General features: G+C 51.4%; 19 protein-coding genes. 8 read left to right on the top strand and 11 right to left on the bottom strand.

The features are described 5' to 3' along the window. Window positions 1–4: 4 nt before the first annotated feature. On the bottom strand, window positions 5–184 hold the full coding sequence (locus JW499_RS02165) for a type I restriction-modification system subunit M N-terminal domain-containing protein (RefSeq protein ID WP_232846178.1): 180 nt from the start codon (window positions 182–184) through the stop codon (window positions 5–7). A gap of 269 nt (window positions 185–453) precedes the next feature. After that, window positions 454–2766, bottom strand: coding sequence for a diguanylate cyclase (locus JW499_RS02160; protein ID WP_205209044.1), 2313 nt, complete (start codon window positions 2764–2766; stop codon window positions 454–456). 483 nt (window positions 2767–3249) lie between these two features. Between JW499_RS02160 and JW499_RS02155 the strand changes: the two genes are divergently transcribed. After that, on the top strand, window positions 3250–4056 hold the full coding sequence (locus JW499_RS02155; protein ID WP_205209043.1) for an ion transporter: 807 nt from the start codon (window positions 3250–3252) through the stop codon (window positions 4054–4056). Between the two features lie 178 nt (window positions 4057–4234). On the opposite strand, the gene JW499_RS02150 is transcribed toward JW499_RS02155, so the two are convergent. From JW499_RS02150 to JW499_RS02140, 3 genes are all read right to left on the bottom strand, one after another. Then, the gene (locus JW499_RS02150; RefSeq protein WP_205209042.1) at window positions 4235–4873 is read right to left on the bottom strand and encodes a c-type cytochrome; all 639 of its coding nucleotides are present in this window, start codon (window positions 4871–4873) and stop codon (window positions 4235–4237) included. Window positions 4874–4884: 11 nt separating this feature from the next. Further along, a complete protein-coding gene (locus JW499_RS02145) occupies window positions 4885–6195 on the bottom strand; it encodes a sulfite oxidase (protein ID WP_205209041.1) in 1311 nt (436 codons plus the stop codon). A 162-nt stretch (window positions 6196–6357) separates the two neighbouring features. Beyond that, complete coding sequence (locus JW499_RS02140) at window positions 6358–8001, bottom strand: fatty acid--CoA ligase (protein ID WP_205209040.1); 1644 nt, start codon at window positions 7999–8001, stop codon at window positions 6358–6360. Window positions 8002–8371: 370 nt separating this feature from the next. Here JW499_RS02140 and JW499_RS02135 point away from each other — a divergent pair, with 370 nt between their 5' ends. Then, the gene (locus JW499_RS02135) at window positions 8372–9412 is read left to right on the top strand and encodes a hypothetical protein (protein WP_205209039.1); all 1041 of its coding nucleotides are present in this window, start codon (window positions 8372–8374) and stop codon (window positions 9410–9412) included. 271 nt (window positions 9413–9683) lie between these two features. Here JW499_RS02135 and JW499_RS02130 read toward each other — a convergent pair whose 3' ends face one another. The 3 genes from JW499_RS02130 to JW499_RS02120 form a co-directional block, all read right to left on the bottom strand. Next, complete coding sequence (locus tag JW499_RS02130) at window positions 9684–10151, bottom strand: DUF3465 domain-containing protein (protein ID WP_205209038.1); 468 nt, start codon at window positions 10149–10151, stop codon at window positions 9684–9686. 105 nt (window positions 10152–10256) lie between these two features. Next, the gene (locus tag JW499_RS02125; protein WP_205209037.1) at window positions 10257–11714 is read right to left on the bottom strand and encodes a two-component system sensor histidine kinase NtrB; all 1458 of its coding nucleotides are present in this window, start codon (window positions 11712–11714) and stop codon (window positions 10257–10259) included. Window positions 11715–11926: 212 nt separating this feature from the next. Beyond that, complete coding sequence (locus JW499_RS02120; RefSeq protein WP_205209036.1) at window positions 11927–12868, bottom strand: LysR family transcriptional regulator; 942 nt, start codon at window positions 12866–12868, stop codon at window positions 11927–11929. A 138-nt stretch (window positions 12869–13006) separates the two neighbouring features. Between JW499_RS02120 and JW499_RS02115 the strand changes: the two genes are divergently transcribed. The 3 genes from JW499_RS02115 (at window position 13007) to JW499_RS02105 (ending at window position 17080) form a co-directional block, all read left to right on the top strand. Then, a complete protein-coding gene (locus tag JW499_RS02115; RefSeq protein ID WP_091359006.1) occupies window positions 13007–14422 on the top strand; it encodes an acetyl-CoA carboxylase biotin carboxylase subunit in 1416 nt (471 codons plus the stop codon). 100 nt (window positions 14423–14522) lie between these two features. Beyond that, window positions 14523–16328, top strand: coding sequence for a sodium-extruding oxaloacetate decarboxylase subunit alpha (gene oadA / locus JW499_RS02110; RefSeq protein ID WP_205209119.1), 1806 nt, complete (start codon window positions 14523–14525; stop codon window positions 16326–16328). 89 nt (window positions 16329–16417) lie between these two features. Beyond that, window positions 16418–17080 (top strand): carbonic anhydrase, encoded by a 663-nt coding sequence (locus JW499_RS02105; RefSeq protein WP_205209035.1) that lies wholly within the window; start codon window positions 16418–16420, stop codon window positions 17078–17080. Window positions 17081–17174: 94 nt separating this feature from the next. Here JW499_RS02105 and JW499_RS02100 read toward each other — a convergent pair whose 3' ends face one another. The 3 genes from JW499_RS02100 to JW499_RS02090 all read right to left on the bottom strand — a co-directional run bounded on the left by JW499_RS02100 (window position 17175) and on the right by JW499_RS02090 (window position 20528). After that, window positions 17175–18416, bottom strand: a complete 1242-nt coding sequence (locus tag JW499_RS02100) for an MFS transporter (RefSeq protein WP_205209034.1) — start codon at window positions 18414–18416, stop codon at window positions 17175–17177. 187 nt (window positions 18417–18603) lie between these two features. Then, a complete protein-coding gene (locus JW499_RS02095) occupies window positions 18604–19509 on the bottom strand; it encodes a dienelactone hydrolase family protein (RefSeq protein ID WP_205209033.1) in 906 nt (301 codons plus the stop codon). A gap of 122 nt (window positions 19510–19631) precedes the next feature. Beyond that, a complete protein-coding gene (locus JW499_RS02090; RefSeq protein WP_205209032.1) occupies window positions 19632–20528 on the bottom strand; it encodes a DMT family transporter in 897 nt (298 codons plus the stop codon). Between the two features lie 300 nt (window positions 20529–20828). Between JW499_RS02090 and JW499_RS02085 the strand changes: the two genes are divergently transcribed. Genes JW499_RS02085 through JW499_RS02075 form a run of 3 tightly spaced genes read left to right on the top strand, consistent with a single transcriptional unit; the run spans window position 20829 to window position 24478 of the window. Next, window positions 20829–22280 (top strand): TrkH family potassium uptake protein, encoded by a 1452-nt coding sequence (locus JW499_RS02085; protein ID WP_205209031.1) that lies wholly within the window; start codon window positions 20829–20831, stop codon window positions 22278–22280. A gap of 7 nt (window positions 22281–22287) precedes the next feature. Continuing rightward, entirely contained in the window at window positions 22288–23790 is a 1503-nt protein-coding gene (locus JW499_RS02080; protein WP_205209030.1) for a sensor histidine kinase, read from the top strand. Further along, complete coding sequence (locus tag JW499_RS02075) at window positions 23765–24478, top strand: response regulator (protein WP_416135396.1); 714 nt, start codon at window positions 23765–23767, stop codon at window positions 24476–24478. The genes JW499_RS02080 and JW499_RS02075 overlap by 26 nt, the downstream gene beginning before the upstream one ends. Window positions 24479–24538: the final 60 nt, after the last annotated feature.

Raw genomic sequence — 24538 nt, 5'->3', positions numbered from 1 at the left:
GAGATTAGCGAGCTGTTGAGAATTCTGATCTATTGCGCGTAAAATCAGTCCCCAGCACGCACTCAAGGCGGCGTAACAGCGTAAACGGCAGAATCCCCCGCCCGTATTGACTCTGTCTAAAATCACCCCGAAGAAGATCGGCCACCGACCAGATGAATGCAGCCGTTTGAGAGAAGTTTTGCATCGATGCTTATACCTTATACAGCAATTGGTAATGAGAGCAGCGGGAAAAAGATGAAGCGTCCGCTGCCTCTTTTTGATTGGGAATCAGTGTACTACAGGGACAGTGGTCAGGGTACTGCAGACATCAAAAACTCTGCTCTTGTTCAGAACCCCTTTGATACCTGAGATAGTGATTGTTTCAGTTGGAAACTGCTGTGCTCAACTATGATATAGGTTAAACATACCCGATTGGTATTCAACCAGAGACAGTCTCTTTCTGCGCAATGCAGATCAGGCGTAGACCACCCGGTTGCGCCCTTCCTGTTTGGCGCGATACATCGCTTTGTCGGCATCGGAAATCATATGGTTGATGGTATGGCTGTCACCACTATCAAAATGTATGGTAGTAACTCCAAACGAGGCGGTTACCGAGATCGCTTCACCGCTGCCCAGTGCGATGCTTGTACTGGCTATTGCCTGCCGTAGTCTTTCAGCGCTTTGCAGGGCCTCATCATGGCTGGTCTGCACCATCAGCACAACAAACTCCTCGCCGCCTAACCGGGCAAGAATATCCGCAGCGCGAACAGTCGTCAGGCTGACATCCGCTATTCTTTGTAGTACCAGATCGCCAATGGCGTGTCCGTAGGTATCATTGACCTGTTTAAAATGGTCAAGATCGAACATGATGAGAGACAGTGCATTGTTATAGCGGCTGGCAACCAGCATCTCCCGGTTTGCCAGTTCAAAGAAATGACGCCGGTTGATAAGCTGGGTCAGGAAATCGGATCGGGCTTGCTTCTCCAGCTTATGCTCCATCTCCCGGTGCAATGTTATATCCCGCCCGATGGCCAGTGCTCCCCCTCCTCCTTCATTCTCTTCACTAACGATATTAAACATCAGATATCGGTGGTTTGATCCTGCGTGGATGCAGATCTCCACCTGCTGAGGGGTGCCGGTTCTGATCACTTTTCTGATCACTGAGCGGTAATGTTCAAGATAGCTGTCATTTTCTGACATATCACTTGCGAACAGTGCAGCGAAGTTTGGGTTGGTGTAGATCAGATCGCCTGCTCCATCATAGCGCGCGATCGCGTCCGGAGCGTTCTCTGCCAGACTGCGGTAGGCTTGTTCGCTACGTACCAGTTCTTCCCGGTTTTTGAGGGTTTCTATTGCAATAGATGCCAGATTAGCTGCAAAGGATATCATTTCAATATCGTGATCGTCCGGCTTATTTGGCGTATTGTGATAGATGGCAAAACTACCCAGGACACGACCCGTTGAAGAGATAATGGGCTCGGACCAGCACGCCTTCAAGCCGGCACGGGCTGCCAGTTCACGATAGGGTGTCCAGTATGGATGGATGTCAATATCCTCAACGATAACCCGTTTACCGAGAAAGGCCGCTGTACCGCAGGAGCCAACCCCCTCGCCTATCTCAACGCCGTGAATCGCTTCGTTATAAAAATCAGGGAGGCTCGGTGCCGCACAATTTAAGAGATGCCTGCCTTCGCTATCCAATAAAAGGATGCTGCAGCGAATTGAGGGATCATCTGACTCAATATCGGTTATCAGCTGATGCATGATACTGTTAAGTTGTTCCCCCTGCGCAACCCGCTCCATCATTCTGTTGCGGGTCAGATTGCGCTGTTCGATTCGCCATTTTTCTGTGATATCGGTGCAGTTATAGAGTATCTTCTGGTTAATCGCCGATACCTGGCTTGAGATTCTTTTGCTGGTGCCATCCTTACAGCGGACAGTAGTCTCCGTGGTAAGAGGAGGCATAAAGGCGCCGTTACTTTTTTTCTGACTGTTGAGCCATCTCTTAAATATTTTCTCTATCGGATGACGGACTTCAGGGTCTGGATATGCGGTCTTATACCAGCTATCAACATTTGGGAGATCTTCCAGGGTGTAGCCCAGTATCCGGGTAAATGTGTGATTAATATATTCGATATTGCATGCTTCGTCGCACCAACTGATACCTGTGGGTGAGTTATCAAGCAGGTCTTTTATCTCAATACGTTGCTTTTTGCTGTGGCTTAGGGCTTCCTGAAGGTGGTGCTCTCGGATAGTGCTCAGTGCACTTTTGGCCAGCACAGTGGTCACCTGAACCATATGGTTAAGCTGCTTTTCCAGTTGCGCTTTGGGAATGACCGGAACCTGCTTAATGGCCTCTATATAGGCCGCTTTGTCATAATTGAAGCGTTCTGCCTGTTGCTCATAATAGCTAAGATCGGGTGGCTGATGCAGTAGTTGTCCCATGAACAGGGTGGCAATATGCTTACCGTCGATATTGATGGGGGTGGCGTAGTCATAGAGGCCATTTTTACAAAGAGAGTTACAAACTTTTTGAGTCTGGGCCTGTTCGAGGAGGGTGCAATTGCTTTCGACGCAACGGCGGTTTGTTTCTTCGTGACCGCGATGAAAACGTGTGCAGGCATCGATCCAGCCGGCCTGGGTGATCAGCTCACCCCCAGGCCCGACCAGGCCATTCGGTATTCCGGTTGCCTGATAATAACCTTCCAGCAGCTCTGCAAAGCTGGTTATATCGAGTAACTTCTCGATACGGTAATCATCAGAGCCGTTAACCGGAATTTTATTCATCTGTTACATCTCAAAAAGCCTTCCTGGCAGTCACTCTTCTGGGCGATAGTGCCAAAAGCAGGCACGCCCTCTGGTTTCCATAAATCAGTTCACTTTATTGCGCTATGGCGCAGTGGTCAACGAATTGAGACTATTCTTTTGTCCATTCGTCGTTGAGGTCCCGGTTTCCAATCAGTCTCTCCTGAGTAAAGGCTAGTCTAAAGACGGTGCTAAAATCCATCATTTTAGTGCCTTTGTGGAAGGCTCTTGAGGTGTGTCAGAACTATTTACCGTTTCAGGACGATGGCGTTGTGGATGCTGGCACGCGCTGTTTCTCGTTTTATTCGCTACTGGCTTCGCTCAGCATGTACTCACGTGGTTTCATTTCTTCATTAAATGTCGCTTTCAAAAATAGCTTCGGTTATCTTTCCATCCCGCAAACCCATTTATAAGCACTTATATAAGGGCTTATATAAGCTCTTAGTGATTCTGGAACTTTTTAGTATGATAGATTTTGCCCGGCTTCAGTCTAAATTTACTACCCTGAGAAGCAATAAAGCGTTTGAGCTATTTGTTGTGATTGTGATTATCAGTTCAGCTTTGTTAGTGGGTGCTAAAACCTATGAACTTTCCCCTTTAGCGATCACGATGGTTGTCTGGCTTGACCGTTTGATTACGGTCTTCTTTCTGATTGAGATCAGTATTCGCTTCCTGGGGGAAGAGAATAAAAAGGACTTTTTCAAAAATCCCTGGAACATTTTTGACACACTGATTGTCACCATCAGCCTGATTCCGATTGATAATACTGACATGGCACTGGTGGCTCGTCTGGTTCGGGTTTTCCGGGTGTTGCGGATGGTTTCAGTTATCCCTGAATTACGCCTGCTGCTCAACTCCCTGATTAAAGCGATGCCTCAGCTTGGTTATGTTATCCTTCTGATGTTTATCATCTTTTATATCTACGCGGCGATCGGCAGCACACTGTTTGAAGATATCAATCCTGAGCTCTGGGGCGACATCACTATCTCGTTGCTGACCCTGTTTCGGGTGATGACATTTGAGGACTGGACCGATGTCATGTATGAAACGATGACGGTCTATAAGCTCAGCTGGATCTACTACCTGACCTTTATCTTCTTCACGGCGTTTGCGTTTCTGAATATGGTGATCGGCATCGTGGTGAATGTCCTGGATGAGGAGCATGCCAAGGTCAGAAAACAGGCCGCCATCGATGCTCATGAACCCACCATTACCGATCTGCAACAGCAACTTGAAGAGATTAAGTTGCTGCTGAAACAGCAGACAAAGTAGCGGACTTTTACTGAATCGCTGATGCCTCCTGGCTGATTAGACGAGGTCGGTCAGCAGTTCCGCCGCCCAGTCGGGCAGCGGATCAATGTGTGAGGTCAGCACCTGCTGGCGGATAGTGGCAATCTGGTGTTGTTCTATGCAATCCTCTTTTATATCCCCTGATGCAGGCTTGCAACGTCTACCCTCCGTAATATTTTGCCAGATAGTCGAGAATACGCTCATGCTGGTCGCTGGGCAGTTCATCCATGCCCTGCTCTTCAACCATCCACACCAGAGTGTCCGTCCAGCGGGACCGGCTCATGCCCTGCTGTTTCACCAACATAATGGAGTGGCAGCGAGAACAGACGGAGTAAACATCCTCCCGTCCAACCCCCTCTTTTAGTCCGCCGTAGTCGAAACTGCTGGAGGCGCCAACCACAGGTCCACCATCAGTCAGTGTTTTCAGATAAGCGACCACCGCAGAGCGATCGGTTTCGGAACTGATACCCGAAAAGGCCATGTGGTTATTGGGGATGAAGGTGGCGGGAGATGCCAGATAGTGTTTCAGGTTGTCCTCTGTCCAGCGCCCTTCAAACTGTTTAAACGCTTCAGAGTATTCAAAACCTGCAGCTGCGCCAACCTTTCGGCCAACAACATTCCAGAGGTTAGGGCCGATATTGTGTGGTTCTCCCTTTGCTAAGGTATGACAGCCCTTGCAGACCAGGACCAGCTGCTGGCCCCTGGCTGCAAGGTTTGCCTGATCGGCAAAGGCTGACTGAAAGCTAACCGACCCGGCAAGCACGCTGAATAGCAATGCGGTGGAGAGTTGTCTGATCATATCGCACCCTGTCAACTGACTCTGACTGCCACCCGGTGCATACTATTGTTGAGATAGCCTTTGGGATTCCAGGCGATCCCGAATGGCTGACTGACACCCTTGTCGTCGGTGGCTTTGGCCCATATCTCAAAATAGCCGGGCTCAGGGAACGTCACCTGGGCTTTGAAGCGTTGCCAGGCGCCAAAGTTAGGTTGTTCGCCCAGCTCGGCTGTGATCCAGGTGGCACCGAAATCGATGGAGATCTCCACCTGAGTGATTTTACGCTCGCCGGACCAGGCGTTGCCACGCACTTCCAGTTTTTTTTCGCTGAGCATGGTTCCGGTGGCCGGATGTGTGATCAGGGACTTAACCGGCATCCGCTCGATGATAACAAAGTCTTCTTTAGCGACCTTTTCCCCCGCTGCAACCGGGTGTTTGGGGACGCGATAGGCGGTACCGGTCATTTTGGCGCCGTCATGTACCTGATCACGGATATTGATGCGCTGCAGCCATTTCTGTGAACAGGAACCGGGCCAGCCGGGAATGATCAGTCGCAGTGGTGCGCCGTTCATTGGATGGATCGGTTTACCATTCATAGCGAATGCGATCAGGTTATTGGGGTCCATCGCTTTCCCGATAGGCACACCGCGGGAGATCGCTTCTTTGCCCTCTTTGCCGGACAGGTGTTTATCGGCGCTGTGGTGAGCGGTATAGACCGCGCCGGGTTTAACTCCGGCAGCGCTGAGCACATCGGCTAAGCGGACACCGGTCCATTCAGCGCAGGCAACCGCACCATAGGTCCACTGATTACCACTGGCAGGTGGGTCAAAGGCCGCACGGCCATTACCACCGCACTCGACGACAACCGGTCGGGTCACCACCTCGAACTTATCCTGAAGATCTTTAATGGACAACGTGAGCGGCTTTTCAACCAACCCATCGATCGTCAGCTGCCAGCGGTCCGCATCCACTTCAACGGGAGGGACGCCATTGTTGCGGATAAAATGGCGGCTGGTGGGTGTGACCGCATCGTCCAGCAGGTGTGCGGGAGTTTCCGCATTGACCGGACGGTCATTAAGAATGGTCAGCCCCTCTTTCCCCTCGATAGAGAACGGGGTCGTATCATCGGCCATCGCTGCGGGAATAAGACCCTGAGGCATGTTGCGGTGGTAGGGAATGAATGACACGCCCAGTAGCGCTGCCATACTGGTGAGGCCTGCCCCGCGCAGAAAGCCCCGCCGGTCCTGATTAGCGACACGTCCGAAAACCTTCAGGTCTGCTGAGACAGGGTCATCTTCATATAGTGCGTGTAAGCCTACCGATTTTTTATTCTTGGTGTTCATCGTCATTAGCTCCGGTTTTTATTGTCAGAAGAGCGTTTGTTTCGAATATTCATAACAGCTAATATAGCTTAGTTAAAAAATCGACAATCAGCTAACTCAGCTGAGATATAAACCGGAGCACAAATGAAGGCTGAAAGCTGCCCCCAGATAAGGGGCGCTGGCTTAGCCGCTGTACCGCTGACGAATCACCTTCTTATTGAGCTTACCGACACTGGTTTTGGGTATCTCCGACACCACACTGATCTTTTCGGGGATGGCCCATTTGTTAATCCTGCCACTGTCAACAAACTGCTGCAGATGTGCCTGGATTGCGTCAGCGTCAACTGTATTGCCCGCGGCAGGAACAATCATAGCAAAGGCCCTTTCGCCCCATTTTTCATCAGGAACGCCGACCACTGCGACTTCTGAAACCAGAGGATGCTGGCTGATCAGACTCTCCAGTTCAATGGATGAGATCCACTCGCCTCCGGTTTTGATGACATCCTTAATGCGGTCTTTAATCTCCAGTACACTGGCTTCATCCATCGAGGCCACATCACCGGTATGTAACCAGCCGTTTTGCCAGAGCTCAGCGCCCTTTTCCGGCTCTTTATAGTAGCCCTGAGTCAGCCAGGGAGCCCGTACCACAACCTCGCCTACTGCTTCCCCATCATGGGGGACTTCGTTGCCAGCAGGGTCTACAATCCGCAGATCAACCATCGCATTAGGCACGCCTGTTTTGATGCGCAACGGCATCTGATCGACCATATCCAGCTCACGGGCCGCCGCAGGCAGATAGGTTGTGGTTAACAGTGGACAGGTTTCGGACATACCATAGGCGGTATGGAAGAGGATCCCTTTTTCGGCCATCTGCTGTGCCAGGGCCAGTGTCGGGGCGCTGCCACCGGTGACCATTTTCCAGCCAGTCATATCCGTGGTTTTAGCCTCTTCACAGTTGAGAATCATCTGTAATACCGTCGGCACGCCATGGGAGAAGGTCACACTCTCGTCACGATAAAGCTTCACCAGCTTATTGGGTTCATAACGGCCCGGATAAACCTGCTTAACCCCCAGCAGCGTGGCGATATATGGCACTCCCCAGGCATGTACATGAAACATCGGCGTCATCGGCATATAGACATCATCCGAACGCAGCATTGGCTGACCATCATAAAGCCCCAGGGTTGCCGCACCATTCAGGGTATGCAACACCAACTGACGATGAGAGAAGTACACCCCTTTGGGATTACCGGTGGTGCCAGTGGTGTAAAACAGGGTTGCCACCGAGTTTTCATCGAAATCTGGAAACTCATACTGATCGCTGGCGCCTTTTAGCAGCGTTTCATATTCACCCAAGACGTTCAAAGAGGTGGTTACCGGCTGGTCTTCGTCAGTTAGCTGGATGAAACCTGTGACATGGGGTAAATCGGTCGATAGCTGCTCAGCAATGGCGACAAAATCATCATGAACCAGCACCAGCTTATCCTCTGCGTGGTCCATCGTGTATTGGATCTGATCGGGACTAAGACGCACATTAACATGGTGTAAAATGGCACCAATCATTGGCACAGCGAAGTAGGCCTCCAGGTAGCGATGGCTGTCCCAGTCCATCAGTGCTACGGTGTCCCCCGGCTCTACGCCGGCATCGGTTAAGACATGCGCCAGCTTGCAGATACGTTGATAGAGCGTGCGGTAGTCATAGCGGAACAGATCGCTATAGACAATCTCCTGGTCGGGTTGATATCGCTTGCCCGATAGCAGCAGGTTTTTAATCAACAGCGGGTAATGGTAGGCATTTTCAGCAGATTCTATTATTTTTGTTTTCATCGTTTTCCCTCGGTGAATGGTTATTTCCCTCTGACGCATTGCGTCATCGTAGTCGTTACGATTGTATGGACCTCGCCCACAAGGTTAAATCTGATAATTCGACCCTATCACGTCTTTTAAGTGTCTGATAGATTGATAATTATCTTCTTTGTGCAGAACCACTATGAAGATAGAGTATAGTCATCAGTTCATCGCTTTCGGGCAATTTGCAGATCTCCTGTAATCACACGCCTAACAAATCTGTCATCTATACGTCATCGCTCTGTCACCGACACTATTTAGCATGCCTTTGCTGAATATATGGTCTGTGTATCGGTAGATTCTGACGGGGCACAGTGCCGGTAAACTGAACTATGGGATTAAACCGATTATGCTGAAAAAACTATTGCTAGCTGCATCCGGCTCCTGCCTGTTGCTGGCGGCTAATGCTCCACTCGTGATGGCACAAGAGCGCGCTGAAACCCTGAAAGTTGGCCTCTGGGGGGATCAGTTTTACAGCAAAGACGCCGCAGAAAAAGCACAGCGGACAAGTCAGACTATCGAGTCCATGAATGCCCATAAGCTGAACTTCACCATGTATGCCGGAGACACTAAAAACGGCAGCAGCGAATGTAGCGACAAAGCGATTGGTGACGATATTATCAGTGTATACAACAGGCTTGATATGCCGACACTGTATACGCTGGGTGATAATGAGTGGACCGATTGCCACCGCACCAGTAATGGTGCTTACGACCCACTTGAGCGTCTGTCATTTTTGCGTAAAACCTTTTTCAATAAAGCGACTACCCAGGGTAAGAACCCCATTGCGGTTGAGCGTCAGGGTGAGCTGGGTAAAGCCTACAGTGAAAACAGCCGTTTCGTCGCCAGCAACGTTGAGTTTGTTGCCCTCGCGGTCACTGGCAGTAACAACAATCTGGTGGTGACTGAAAAACAGTGCACCAAGAAATCTAAACGCAGTGCTGAAGACTGTGCGGCTGCCAGCGAAGAGTATAAAGCGCGAAATGCTAAAAACATCGAGTGGCTTAAGGAGTCGTTTGCGAAAGCGAAGCAAGATCAGCTTGCCGGTATAGCGATCATTATTCAGGCTGACATCTTCTTCCCGTTTGAGCTCTCTGATGGTGGATATGAAGATGACTTTATGAAAAGCCTGGACGATAAAAACGGCTTCACTGATTTCTTCAACACGCTGATCAGCGAAACTCAGAGCTATGACGGTCAGGTTGTACTGATTAACGGCGATTCTCATTTCTTCAAAATGGATAAGCCGATGTACAACCCCAACGGCCAGTTGACTGCTAACTTTACCCGCGTACAGGTGTTTGGGGAGGAGGATAACAGCTGGATTGAGATGACCGTTAACCCCGCCAGTGAGACTGTATTTACATTTTCACCGGTAATGCTTAACTGATTGAAAATATTTGCATAAATAGGAATTTGTCCTAGTTACAAATAACGGCACAGACCTTACTATGCGCAACGTGTTCAGGGTAATCAGGGATTTGATTACGGAACTCAGCAACGTAGCCAGAAGGATAGCAGGAAGCAACGGCTACATGGAAATGGATGGCTGATTTAAGGGGGCGTAGTACGGATGCTACAACTCCCTTGCCTTTTCTTCAGGCACCCCTCTCTTTACTTATTACTCCCCTTCTCCGTTTTTCACCGTTGTTATTGGCCGCTTATTGATATCGCCTGGTGTTGTGCTCCAGCCAGCCGTCAACATGTCTGCCTTGTGGGTCGCGGTGGGTCCAGTGGACCACGCCCCCTTGCGGATTCCATTCGTACTCACCATTAAAGCTAACGCGGTCTCCCGCTCTCAATGAATCCAGGCGGGGTGCCAGATCGATATTGTGAGCGATAAGAATAGTGATGCCTGACGGTAGTCTGAGAATAAAACGTTGATGACGACTGCCCTTCAGGTCGTCTGCTAAGACTTTAACCACCACTCCCGTGCCGCTGACCTGCAGATTGCTCTGGTGATTCTGGTAGGCTTGCAGGATAGACGTGCGGTTACCGCCTGGGGTGGATGGTGGCTGAATCTCAGCAGCGCTATCCCGGCCCGGGAGCGCACTGCCGGGCAAAACGTTGTAAACTGTGCCCCCGGCAATGGCTGCGATGATGGCGGAAACGACCAGTAACTTCGGCATAGCACTGCCGTTGTGACGCACGCATTGGTGGTTCAAAAAGGCTTTATTCTCCTTCAGGGCTTGAGACGGCTGATGCAATATCAACATCCGTGTGCATAGAGCCTGTTATCGTGTAATCGGAATCTGCATATGGAAGGTTGAACCCACATCCACGTCAGAAGTAACCGCCATATGTCCCTGATGTTGCTCGGTAATGATGTAGTAAGAAAATGAGAGATGCTCGCCGGTATCAAAACTGTCAGCTTGTTGAGTGGTGCTGAAAAAGGGTTCAAACAAACTCATCTGCTGTTCGTTGGTCAGGCCTGTTCCGTTGTGCTGAATCTTGATCCACATATTATCGTAACTCTCTGAAAGAATTATCTTTATGATCGGCTCAAAACTCTCACTGGCGCTCTTTTTCTGGAGTGCGATACAGGCGTGGCGGAACAGGCTGAGAAACACCTGCTGCAGTTCGGTAATATAACAGGGAACCTGAGGCAGCCCTTTTTCAACCTGCCATTCCAGCTTCACCTGGTTAAACCGGAAACCATCAGAGACCGAGATAACCTCTTTGCCCAGATTGACGGTATGCTCCATCACATCAACGATATCTGCCATCTGTTTTTCTGAATGACGATTGCGGGCAAAGGTCAGCAGGTTATGAATAATTTTGGAAACCTGATCGCCCTTATCCGACATATCATTGTAGATCGATTCCAGCAGCGCGGTTTTGTCATTACCGCCCTGTTCCAGCGCCAGATGGTTATCCGCCATAATATTCTTAAACCGTTTCAGGTCCATCAGAATCGCCTGCAACGGGATGTTGATATCATGAGCCATAGAGGATGCCAGCTCCCCCATAAATGACATTTTGTCATTGTGGATCAGCAGGTTTTCGGCGGTGGTCTCTTTAGATACATCGTCCACCAGAATAACAACACCGGGTTCCGGACCGTTCAGGGGGTAGATGGTGATATCAAAATGGGACAGACTACGCAGGCTCTGCTTCAGGTGGATGGTTTTATTCTGTTCAATCGCTTGCTGAATATGCTCGGGCACCACGGTCATAGTGGGATAGGCTTCCCACAGGGTTTTACCCAGTGCTTTTTGTGCCGGGACGCCGGAGAGCTCTTCAACCCGACGGTTCCACTGGGTGACCCGCCCCTCTTTATCCAGCCCCACCAGCATCAGCGGCATTGAGGTCAGGATATCCTTGATATATGACTCGGATGAACGCAGCTGATTGGCGGTAATCACGTGCTGTGCAACTTCTGACTCCAGCAGGTGGTTGCTCTCGATCAGCTTGCTGTTGGATTCCTTAAGCGCTGCTGTACGCTCCTCAACCCGTTGTTCCAGCTCATTTTTAATCAGAGTCAGTTCACGATTGGCGCGGTGCGCACGACGACTGTAGACCAACAGATAGATAGCGGTAATCGACAGGATTATGATCAGGGTGCCGCTGCTGAAATTGGCCAGATGTTGCCACTTGGTTTTACCATTCTCATCTTTAAACCAGTCGATAGCGGCAACCGCCCAGGAACTCTGCAGGCACAGAGCAAGTATAAATAATGTTTGTTTAATCATATGTATAATTAACTAATCCTGCTGAATAAGGAAACCTGAATGATTCTGTCAGGGCGGTTGGATAAAGAAACGCAGATACGAACGAGCTTAGCTTCATCTATGCCAGCTTAACCTGACTTTAATTGCGACCTATTCTATAGGATCTGCCGCACATTTCGTCATTAACATCGATAGTTTTTGTGAAAAATTCTCTGAACCGCCCATTCATGGCTTTAATCCCCCAGAAACATTCGCTCAAACTGTTTAATATTCTGCTGAATATAATCCAGAAAGGCCTGCATCGCCGGGGTTGGATGCCTGGCCTGAGGATGCACCACACAGAAGCTGCGGCGCAAAGGAAATCCGTCAATATGAGGAATAATAAGTCGTCCCAGTTCAAGTTCAGAGAGGATGCTCAGCTTGGGCAATACCGCAACCCCCAGCCCGGCGATCACCGAATGCTTTAATGCGTCGTTAGAGCCTATCTCCATACTGTGAGGAAAGCGTAACCGCTGTTGCTGACAGTGTTGTTCAAGTGCCAGCCGACTGCCTGACCCCTGCTCCCGCACCAGCAGTCCGCTATTGAGAAACTGCTGTGGACTGATCTGAGACTGCTCCAGCAGCGGGTGTCCCTGAGGGACGACCGGAACCAGCTCATTATCCAGAAATGGCAGCGATGCCAGGGGTTTATCGGTCGGCACCATCCCCATAATCACCAGGTCATCGTTATTTTCATTCAGCCCCTGCAGGGCTGTCGCCCGGTTGACCACCCTGATCCGTACACTGATCAGCGGGTGCAGGTCGAGAAATGCCCGCAACAGGTAAGGCACCATATATTGCGCTGTATTCACGGCCACCAGCTTTAACTCGCCAGCGATGTTGCCTCTCAGAGCCCCCAGATCGGTCTGCAGGTCTGACAGTTCGATAAAGATCGCATTGATACTCTCGTACAAACGTTCGCCCGCTGCGGTACAGAAAAGGCGCCTGCCAACATACTCAAACAGGGGCTGATCCACGCCCTGCTCCAACTGGCGGATCTGGCTGCTGACCGCGGGCTGTGTCAGCCCCAGAAGTTCGCCCGCCTTACTGTAGCTTTGCAGCTCATAGACCGCTTTAAACACCTGAAGCTGACGAAAACTCAGGCGACTGGTCATTTTTTGAATAGAAAGTGGCACAAAATAGACCTCATAGGGGTTATCTATAAGTAATACCTTATAGATAAACAAAAAAATATCAATTTCAACTTATCAAAGATTGCGACTAGGATTTATTTACACACTTACGGCAACGAGCCGGAGGCAGAGGAGAGTTTCATGATCAAAAAAGTACTGATCGCCAACCGGGGTGAGATTGCGGTGCGTATCGTCCGCGCTTGTGCCGAGATGGGCATCCGCTCTGTGGCGATTTATACCGAGCCTGACCGCTACGCACTGCATGTCAAACGTGCTGATGAGTCCTATTCTTTGGGTGATGATCCCCTGGCCGGGTATCTTGACCCACGCCGGATCGTCAATATGGCATTGGAAACTGGCTGTGATGCCATCCATCCGGGCTACGGTTTCCTGTCAGAAAATGCTGAATTTGCCCGCCTGTGTGAACAGCATGGCGTCGCCTTTATCGGGCCTAAATCTGATGTCATCCACAAGATGGGCGACAAAACCCAGGCGCGTGACTCGATGCGTGCCGCGGGTGTTCCCATTACACCCGGTTCAGAGGGAAACCTTGCTGATGTCGATGAGGCATTAAAGCTGGCGGATGAGATCGGCTATCCAATCATGATCAAAGCGACCTCCGGTGGTGGTGGCCGCGGTATCCGTCGTTGCGATACACCGCAAGAACTTAAACTGCAATACCCCCGGGTTATCTCCGAAGCGACCAAAGCGTTTGGGTCTGCTGAAGTGTTTATGGAGAAGTGCATAGTTGACCCGCGCCATATTGAGGTGCAGGTGCTGGCTGATAGTCAGGGTAATGTGGTCCACCTGTATGAGCGGGACTGCTCAATACAGCGGCGTAATCAGAAGCTTATCGAGATCGCGCCCAGCCCGCAGCTAACCCCGGAACAGCGTCAGTATATCGGTGGTCTTGCTGTTAAAGCAGCTGAGGCCGTTGGTTATGAAAATGCCGGGACTGTAGAGTTTTTGCTGACCGGGAATCAGGTCTACTTTATGGAGATGAATACCCGGGTTCAGGTTGAGCATACCATCACTGAGCAGATTACCGGGGTTGATATAGTCCGCGAACAGCTGCGCATCGCATCGGGTCTGCCCCTGAGTTACCGCCAGGAAGATATCTCCTATCGAGGTTATGCCCTGCAGTTCCGGATCAACGCTGAAGACCCGAAAAACGACTTTCTGCCAAGCTTTGGCCGTATCTCTCACTACTATGCGCCGGGAGGCCCTGGTGTGCGGGTGGATACCGCCATTTATACCGGTTATGAGATACCGCCCTACTACGACTCCATGTGTCTGAAGCTGGTCGTCTGGGCGCTGACCTGGGAGGAAGTAATCGCCCGGGGCCAGCGAGCCCTGGATGATATGCGCCTGCACGGTATTAAAACCACCGCCAACTATTACCAACAGATTCTCAAGCACCCTGAATTTCAGGACGCGAATTTTAACACCAGCTTTGTTCCGGAGCATCCAGAGCTGCTGGGCTATTCCGACAAGCGTCATCCCAGTGAGATGGCTCTGGCGGTTGCCGCTGCGATTGCGGCCCATGCGGGCTGGTAAAGCGCGTTTAAGCGTTTCCAGCCGCATCTGATAGCAAAGAAACTAATTTCAGCTGACCGCCGGAGCGGTTGCAGGAGAAACTACAGTGAGTACTGTAAACATGAATCAAGCAAAGAAAATTGAAGTCACCGATGTGATTCTGCGGGATGCCCACCAGTCCCTGATCGCGACCCGTATGCGCACCGAAGATATGCTGCCGATCTGTGAAAAACTGGATCAGGTGGGCTACTGGTCTCTGGAGGTCTGGGGTGGCGCTACCTTTGATGCCTGTGTGCGCTTTCTGAAGGAAGACCCCTGGGAGCGTCTGCGCCAGCTGCGTGCTGCCCTGCCAAACACCCGTCTGCAGATGCTGCTGCGGGGGCAGAACCTGCTGGGCTACCGTCATTATGCTGACGATGTTGTTGAAGCGTTTGTTGCCAAAGCGGCTAAAAACGGTATCGATGTATTCCGTGTTTTCGATGCGCTGAATGATATCCGCAACCTGGAAACCGCCATGAAAGCGGTAAAAAAAGCAGGCAAACACGCTCAGGGCACTATCTGCTACACCACCAGCCCGGTGCACACCCCCGGGTTGTTTGTAAAACAGGCGATCGCTATGCGCGATATGGGGGCTGACTCCATCGCTATTAAAGATATGGCGGGATTGCTTACACCTTATGCAACCTATGATCTGGTTGCCGCACTGAAAGCAGAACTGGATCTGCCGGTTGTGGTTCACAGCCATTCCACCGCAGGCCTTGCGCCGCTGTGTCAGCTGAAAGCTATTGAAGCGGGCGCTGATCGCATCGATACGGCGATCTCCTCATTTGCCAACGGCACCAGTCATCCGGCCACCGAAGGTCAGGTAGCAGCCCTGCGGGGTACCGCGTACGACACCGGACTGGATCTGGAGCTGCTGGCTGAGATTGCTGACTATTTCCGTGAAGTCCGTAAGAAATATCATCAGTTTGAGAGCGAGTTCACCCGCGAAGATGTCTCTGTACAGATCAATCAGGTTCCGGGCGGCATGATGTCCAACCTGGCTAACCAGTTGAAAGAGCAGAACGCACTGGACAAAATCCGCGAAGTGTTTGCTGAGATTCCCCGGGTGCGTAAGGATCTGGGCTACCCTCCTCTGGTAACGCCGACTTCGCAGATAGTTGGTACACAGGCGGTATATAACGTGCTGGCGGGCGAACGCTACAAAACCATCACGAATGAGGTTAAGCGTTACCTCCAGGGGGGGTACGGAGCGGCGCCTGCTGAAGTGGATGCGCAACTGCAGAAGAAAGCGATCGGCAACGAAAGTGTTGATGTTGGTCGTCCGGCGGATCTGCTCAAGCCTGAGCTGAATAAGTTGCGTGAGGATATCGGCGATCTGGCGTTAACCGAAGAGGATGTTCTCACCTTCGCGATGTTCCCCGATCTGGGACGTGAGTTCCTGCAGCAGCGTGCAGAGGGGACCCTGAAACCCGAGGAGCTATTACCCCCGGATGCCGCTAAAGGTGCAAAACTGGGTCAGGCCGGTGCCTCTGAGTTTAAGATTGAGGTACATGGTGAGGTCTATGATATCGCGGTTACCGGCGTAGGAGAGTTTGGTAGCGGTAAACGTAAGATCTACATGTCGATGGACGGTGTGCCGGAAGAGGTAATCTTTGAACCTCAGAACGAGTTTGTTTCCGAAGGTAGCAGTGGCCGTAAACACGCCAGCCAGCCTGGACATGTCACCACTGCGATGCCCGGCAACATCTTCGAAGTATTGGTTAAGGAGGGCGATGTGGTCGAGGCGGGCCAGGCCATTCTGGTGGCCGAAGCGATGAAGATGGAGATGGAGATTCACGCCAATATCGCCGGTACGGTTAAAGCGATTCACGTCGCCAAAGGTGACCGCGTCACCCCCGGCGAAGTGCTTGCTGAAATCGAATAACGCTATAAAGCTCTGCGTTATGCAGCGGTTATGGGAGGCTACCCCCATAACCGTATATCTATACACTACAAAGCTGAGAGAATCTGTGCGTGGATAAAATCGTAAAAGGCGTGATTAACTTCCGTCAGAATGTATACCCCGAACATAAAGACCTGTTTGGTACTCTGGCTGATGGGCAGAGCCCTGATGTATTGTTTGCAACCTGCTCCGACTCACGTATCGATCCTAACCTGCTGACCGGTACGTCACCCGGCGATCTGTTTATCTGCCGTAACGCAGGTAATATCATTCCGCCCCACAGCAACGAAACCGGCGGTATGACCGCCTCAATTGAGTATGCAGTTGCGGTGCTGGGGGTGCGTCATATCATTATCTGTGGTCACACCGACTGTGGTGCAATCAAAGGGGCTCTGGATCTGAACGCCCTGAATGGTCTGCCTCATGTTAAAGAGTGGCTGGGACACTGCCGTTCGGCGATGGAGATTGTGCGGGAGCGGCACGATATCCCTCATGATCATCCGGTGGGATCAGAACATCTGAACGAAGCGATTGAGGAAAACGTGCTTCAGCAGGTGCAGCATATCCGCACCCATCCGGTCGTAGCCGCGAAACTGGCGACCGGTAAAGTCGAAGTCCATGGCTGGGTGTACAACATCAAAACCGGCTCCATTCGCTGCTGCAGCCATAATGATATGGTGTTCAGAAGTTTTGATAAACACTATGCCGATCTGATTGCACAGATCGAAGATTAAGTTTTCCCTGTTGTTCCTTCCTATGTTTGCGCTTTGCTGGTTTCAGAAAGCGCTTTTTTTTTCGCTGGCATTGACTGTTATGGGCATGATTGATTTAACCCATTGCTGCAGCCTGCCCTGCCCTCAGTCGTTTTACCGGGCGCTCATCGATAAAGATATGAATCACCGCCGTTAGCAAGGCGATCGCGGCAGCCGCCCACCAGACACTGCTGTAACTACCGGTCTGATCAAACATATAGCCACCAACCCAGACCCCAACGAATGAACCTAGCTGGTGATTCAGAAAAACAATGCCATAGAGCGTCCCCATATGACGCAGACCAAACATCTGCGCCACCAGGCCAGAGGTGGCTGGCACGGTAGCCAGCCAGAGAAACCCGGTGGCAATGGAAAACAGGTATACCGTTGTCGTGCTGATTGGCAGCAGCATAAACAGAGCGATGACCACCGCACGTAGCCCGTAGATTATTCCCAGCAGCTTTTTCTTTGAGTAGCGTCCGGACCAGGAACCAAACAGCAGACAGCCAAATATGTTAAACAGTCCGATCAGCGCAAGGCTGGTTACAGCAACCGTCGCATCAAACCCCTGATCGGCGAGAAATGAGGGCATATGCACGGTGATAAAGGCCAGTTGAAAACCGCAGACAAAAAAGCCAGCGATCAGTAGCCAGTAATGCAGATGGCCTCCGGCTTCTTGCAGCGCCTCTTTCAGCGGTTGAGGCGAAACCTCTTCAGCCGTTGTTTCTGCTTCATTTACATGACGAAAGGTAGTGGCCAGGATAATCATCATCAGCGCTCCGCCACACATCAGTAAAAGTGCAGTCTGCCAGCCATAGAGACTGATAAACGCCTGAGCCACCGGAATCACCATCAACTGTCCTGCAGAACCGGCAGCGGTTCCCAGGCCCAGAGCGAAAGCACATTTTTCCGGCGCGACCATCCTTGCCAGCGCAGGCAGAATAACGCCGAATCCGGTTCCCGCAATACCCATGCCGATCAGAATACCGGCACCGGTGTGCAGACTCCAGGCGCTGTCAGTGGTCGCGGTGATATAGATACCCAGGGCATAGAGCAACGCTCCGATAACCAGTGTCCTGAAGGCTCCAAAACGGTCGGCAAATGCTCCGGTAAGCGGCTGAAACAGGCCCCAGCAGAGATTTTGCAGCGCCAGCGAGAAAGCAAATACTTCCCGGCCATAACCAAACTCAGCGGAAATGGGCGCCATAAAAAAGCCCATAGAGGAGCGCAGACCAAAATTGATCGCCAGGATCAGGCAGGACGCAACGACAAACAGACTGAGAAGCTTTACATGGCCGGCATTGGTAACAGTAGGCATAAGATATATTTCGGCTTGGGTTTAGGGAGGCCGGGAGGCGGTGAGTTAGGACGATTATATAAACAGAAAATCATCAGTGACAGATACAGATTGCGCTCAAAACAGTGTAAAACTGATGGTCAGTTATCTGCTATAAACCCGGTGCAGTAAAAATCCCCTCACCGTCTCAAATAAGGTGATTCTGTTTTTAACTCAGATACTGCTTGAAAAACTCCAGCGTCCGGCTCCAGGCAAGCTCGGCACTTTTTTCATCATAGCGGGCTGTCGAATCATTATGGAAACCGTGGTTTACATTAGGGTAGATATAGGCGGTATAGTCTGTCTTTGCCGCTTTCAATGCCGCCTCGTACTCGGGCCAGTAACCATTCACACGGGTATCCAGCCCGGCAAAATGTAGCTGCATTACCGCTTTAATATCAGCCACCGGGCTTTGCGGAGGCGTGCCGTAATAGGGCACAGCGGCATCGACACTCTCCGGCAACATCGCTGCCAGTTGGTTGGTCAGATAGCCGCCAAAACAGAAACCGACGACTCCCAGTTTATCGGTTGTCAGTTCGTGCGCGGTTAACATGCGGGCTGCCCCGGCGAAATCGCCCTCTATTTTGTTACGCACCAGGGTTTTCTGCATCGCCCGGCCATCATCGTCGTTGCCGGGATATCCACCCAGCGGATACAGAGCATCAGGCGCAAAGGCGACAAACCCGACCTTTGCCAGCCGTCGGGCGACATCTTCAATGTAAGGATTCAGGCCTCGGTTTTCATGGGCTACCAACACTGCAGGGGCGGGTTTTTCCGCACTGACCCCGGCAGGCACCACCAGATATCCCCGCCCCTTGCCATGCCCCTCAGGTGCCGCAAACTCAACATAACTGGCTTTAATATCGGGGTCATTAAAGGAGACCTGTTCAGCCAGCGCATAGTCAGGCATCAACACTCCGGAAATCGTGCTAAGCGTCAGCCCTGCGATACCTAGTGTCGCCAGCCGCTTCATAAAAGTACGCCGATCAATATCGCCATGGGCATACTCGTCGTACCAGTCAAATGCTTCTTGTGGAATTGTAATGTTGGCGACTTTATCATTGCGGTTGTTCATGCTGCCTCCTGATAGTATTGCGACCAGCTCTTCTGGCTTAGCGTCATGTTGATGAGCGCTGAGCCCGCTTAAGCAATATAGACTATGGAGGAAAAAAGAGCCTTAGGGCTTAATGTTGCGGTTTAATTGCGCCCGGCGATCGCCCGTTTTAAGCGACGGCTATAGAGAATGAAGATACCGCTGATAACAATTACTAAGGTACCTGACAGCGTCATCAGGTCGGGTTGTTCGTCAAATATAACTATCCCCAGAATCAGAGCAAAGATGACCCGAGAATAGCGAAACGGTGCAACGACGGAGATTGAGCCGGAACGCATGGCGATGGTCAGAGCGTTGTAGGCGATCACACCAAACAGGATCGCTGCGGCTATCTGTACCGCCGAGGAGGAATCGATAGCAAAGGTTTTATTTTCGATAAGTGACAGGCAGCCGCCTGACGCTATCAGCACCAGAAAGCCATAGAAACCCAATTGATAATTGGATAGTTTGGGTGATGCAGCCCGGGTGGCCAGGTCGCTACCGGCGAAGCCCAGTGTGCTGGCCACCGCAAACAGAGAAGCGGGATTAAAGTCCGCCGGACCGGGCCGGACAATCATCAGCACTCCGAGAAAGCCTGCAAAGATCGCCAGCCAGTGCGATGCAGAGATCTTTTCATTCATGTAAACCGCCGCCCCCAGCACAACCACCAGGGGGGGTGCCTGAAGTATGGCCGAAGCACTGGAAAGCGGCATTAAGATAATCGCCAGAGCAAAAAATGAGCGACCGATGATCTCGCAGATCACCCGAACCAGCATCGCCCTGCTGAGGATATCCGGCGGCACGGTTGACTCGCCTCTGGACTTCATCAGACAGAGGAATGTCAAAGCGCCACCAATGCCAAATGCAAGCACTGCATATCCGAGTGGCACAACGGCAACGGCGCTTTTTATGAACATATCCTCCAGCGAAAATGCCGCCATCGCCAGGAGCATAAAGAGACAACCTTTCATGTTGGCAGCGGCCTGCGAACTGTTTTTCATCAAGTGTGATTACCTGGCGTTGTGATTGTTATCTATGAGAGTATCGGAGAGGAAAAAGCCTAGATGGGGAGACCTGTCGTCACTGATATTTTATCATCGAAGATTAAATTAATGGCGCGTCATGATATAGGGGTAAATAAATAAAGTTCGATAGAGACAGAGCGCTATTGTTGCAGATTTTAATTGCAGTGTTTAGCCGCATATTTACGGAAAATTTACGTCCCGATGCTGTTTTCACAATCGAATATTTACAGCAGTTGGGCGGATAATTAAGGTATGGATTCTTGAGGTAGCACTGCAATGATTAAGCTCTTTCGCCCTGTCCTGTATGTTTGCGGGGTATTGTCATTGATAATGGCAGCGCTGATGCTGATACCGGCAGGCTATGCCTTTTTCATCAGCCATGATCCGGAAATGATCCCTTTTCTTCTCTCTGCCGGGCTCAGTATTATGCTCGGCATTGTTCTGATTCTGCTGTTCAGATCTTCATCCTTTACCCTGACATCACGCCAGCTCTACCTGCTGACCAGCTCTAGCTGGATGCTGCTGTCGTTTCTTGGCGCGCTGCCTCTGATGCTCTGCCATCACCCGCTCTCACTCTCTGATGCGGTGTTTGAGTCGGTCTCCGGTATTACCACTACCGGCTCTACGGTGTTGAGTGGTTTGCAGGACCTCCCACCCAGTCTGCTGCTGTGGCGATCGCTGTTGCAATGGGTTGGCGGTCTGGGGGTGATCGGTATGGCGGTGACCATCCTCCCCTTTCTGCGTATCGGTGGTATGCGTCTGTTCCAGACCGAGTCATCGGACTGGGCGGAAAAGTCCCTGCCCCGCTTTCATGAGTTGGCCAGAACGCTGCTGTTCAGTTATCTGCTGATCACCACCCTCTGTGCGGTGAGTTACTGGATTGCCGGGATGAACGCCTTTGATGCGATAAACCACGCGTTCACTACCGTGTCGACCGGAGGCTATGCCACCGATGATCGTTCCATGGGACGATTTGGCCCGATGATTCTCTGGGTTTCAGTCTTCTTTATGCTGCTGGGTGGCCTGCCATTCACGCTGTTTATCCGTTTTCTGGTTAACCCCTCCTTCAAAAGCTTGTCGGATCAGCAGGTAAAGGGGTTTTTAATGATTGTCACCGGGCTGGTCGCAATTCTGACGGCGCAACTGATGATTACCGACACGATGCCGTTTTTTGAAGCGCTGACGCACACAGCATTCAATGTTACATCGGTGATCACCACCACCGGTTATGCATCATCTGATTACACCCTCTGGGGAGAATTCAGTATCGCTCTGTTTTTTATCGTGACCTTTATCGGCGGCTGTTCGGGCTCCACTGCCGGGGGGATGAAAATCTTCCGCTTTCAGCTGTCGTTTTCATTTCTGGGGGATCAGTTCCGCAAGCTGGTTCACCCCCGCGGCGTATTTGCCATCCATTACAATGGCAAGCTGGTGCATGACGATATTATCTTTTCGGCGGTGGCGTTCTCCTTTATGTTCTTTCTGGCGCTGGCCATTACCACCCTGCTACTGACCGCTATCGGCATCGATTTTGTTACCAGCTTTACCGGAGCGGCTACCGCTCTGACCAATGTTGGCCCGGGCCTTGGCGATATTATCGGCCCGGCGGGCAGCTTTGAGCCCCTTCCCGATCTGGGTAAATGGATACTCTCTTTTGCGATGATTCTGGGGCGTTTGGAGCTACTGACTGTTATAGTGTTATTCTCACCGGTTTTCTGGAAAGGATAACTAAATCATGGGATTACCCAATATTCGAGAACGCTGCTTAGTCTGGACCATGCCCTGGTTAGCGCCGCTGATCGCGACCCTGATCTCCTGGGTATTATCCCCTGTATTGCCGAAAGCAAACTACGCCATGATCTACCTGGCCGGAGTATTGTTAACGGCAGTGACAACCCGGGTAAAACCGGCACTGGTTTGCGCCGTATTGAGTTTTCTCACCTACAACTTCTTTCATACAGAACCCCATTTCACCTTTTTTATGGTGCATCAAGAGGATATTCTCACGGTCACACTGCTGATATTTGTGGCAGTGGTAACCGGGCACCTCGCGGCACGGCTGCGGGAAAAAGTGATCGCTCTGGAAGACAGCAGTCGCTGGAATCAGCAGCAGATGCTGCTGGCACAGGAGTTGTCCGCCTGCGTTAACGGGCCTTCTGTGATGAAAACTCTGGCCCAGCATCTGACTCAGTGCTTCAGTTTTACAACCCAGACGTACTATCCGGGCAGTGATGAGCTGACGTCGCTGACCGCTAAATATGGACTGAGCTCACCGCATATCGCCAGCGCGGCCACCGAGGTTATTTTCAAAGAGGATAAAGCCCGGGTGCTGGTGGCTTTTAATAATCATCGTGGCTGTATGGGGTTGTTGAAAATTGAGTCAGATGCGCCGCTGACCTCCTTGCAGCGCTCTGGTCTGGATGGTTTTATCGGGCTGGCACGGCTGGCCTGGAGCCGCGTCGTGCTGAGTGAAACCCTGCAGCAGGAGATCACTGTCAAAGAGCGGGAACAGCTACGCTCCGCACTGCTCTCTTCTATCTCCCATGATCTTCGGACTCCGCTGGCAACGATGATCGGTTCTGTCTCCAGCCTGATAGAGCTGAGGGACGCGTTGGATCAGGCACAGCAGGATGAACTGCTACAGAATACTCTCAGTGAGGCTCAGCGACTGAATCGCTATATCCAGAAATTGCTGGATATGACCCGGCTGGGGCATGGCGAACTGACTCTGGATCGCGACTGGGTGGGGCTTGATGATATTCTCAGCGTGGTTATCAAACGCAGTAAGCCTCTATTGCAGGACGTCACGGTGGATATCAGCCTGCCCCCCGAGATGCCACTTCTCTATGTGCATCCGGCGCTGATTGAGCAGGCACTGTTCAATGTGCTGGAAAATGCGATCCGTTTTGCGCCTCCGGGTACGGCGATCACGGTCAGTGCATTCACTGCGGATACTCAGCTGCATATCGATATTCACGATGAGGGGCCCGGAATACCACCTGAATCCTGGGACAGTATCTTTGATATGTTCTTTACCATGGCTCACGGCGACCAGTATCCCGCTGGCACAGGGCTGGGGCTGGCGATATGTCAGGGCATTCTGGGGGCCCACGGAGGCAGTGCTTCGGTGTTTGAAAGCGATTCTACTTCGGGTACCACGCTGCGACTGTCCCTGCCCCTTCCTGAAACCCAATTATCCTCAAAGAGCGACGATGATGACACGTATACTGGTGATTGATGACGAACCCCAAATCCGGCGTTTTCTCAATATAAGCCTTAGCTCCCAGGGCTACTCTATTCTGGAAGCGGAGGATGGCGCCAAAGGCCTCAAGGCCGCAGCACTTGACGCGCCGGATATGATTATTCTCGATCTGGGACTACCCGATATGGATGGTCAGGAGGTGTTAAAAAGCCTGCGGGATTTCTTTAAAGGTCCGGTGATCGTGCTTTCGGTGCGTGACAGTGAGCGGGAGAAAGTGATGGCTCTCGACAGCGGCTGCAACGATTATGTTGAAAAGCCCTTTGGTGTCAATGAGCTGCTGGCGCGGATTCGGGCGGTGTTGCGTACATTTTCCGGTATTGAGGTGCCGCCCACGGGCTATGATGATGGCCGCCTGGTGGTGGACCTGCTCAATCGCCGGGTTGCCCTGAACGGGGAAGATGTGCATCTCTCTAAAAAGGAGTTTGAACTGCTACAGATGCTGATCAGCTATCCGGGCCGTATTCTCACCCAGCAACACCTGTTGCGGGAGATCTGGGGGGCTCACCATACCAAGGACACCCACTACCTGCGTATTTTTATCGGGCGGCTGCGAAGCAAACTGGAAGATGATCCCACCAATCCCCACTATATCGAAACCGAAGCGGGGGTTGGTTACCGCTTTATCGGCATCGAAAAACAGGGGCTGGAGAAGCAACACCCGTAAAGAGAGAACCCTAAAGGGAAAGCACTGCATCTGACTGTATAACGGCGATGCCAGGGAGAA

It is taken from the genome of Amphritea pacifica (genome assembly GCF_016924145.1).
GTDB lineage: Bacteria > Pseudomonadota > Gammaproteobacteria > Pseudomonadales > Balneatricaceae > Amphritea > Amphritea pacifica.
The sequence above is the reverse complement of the archived record's forward strand: the minus strand, read 5'-3'. Positions and strand labels throughout refer to the sequence as shown.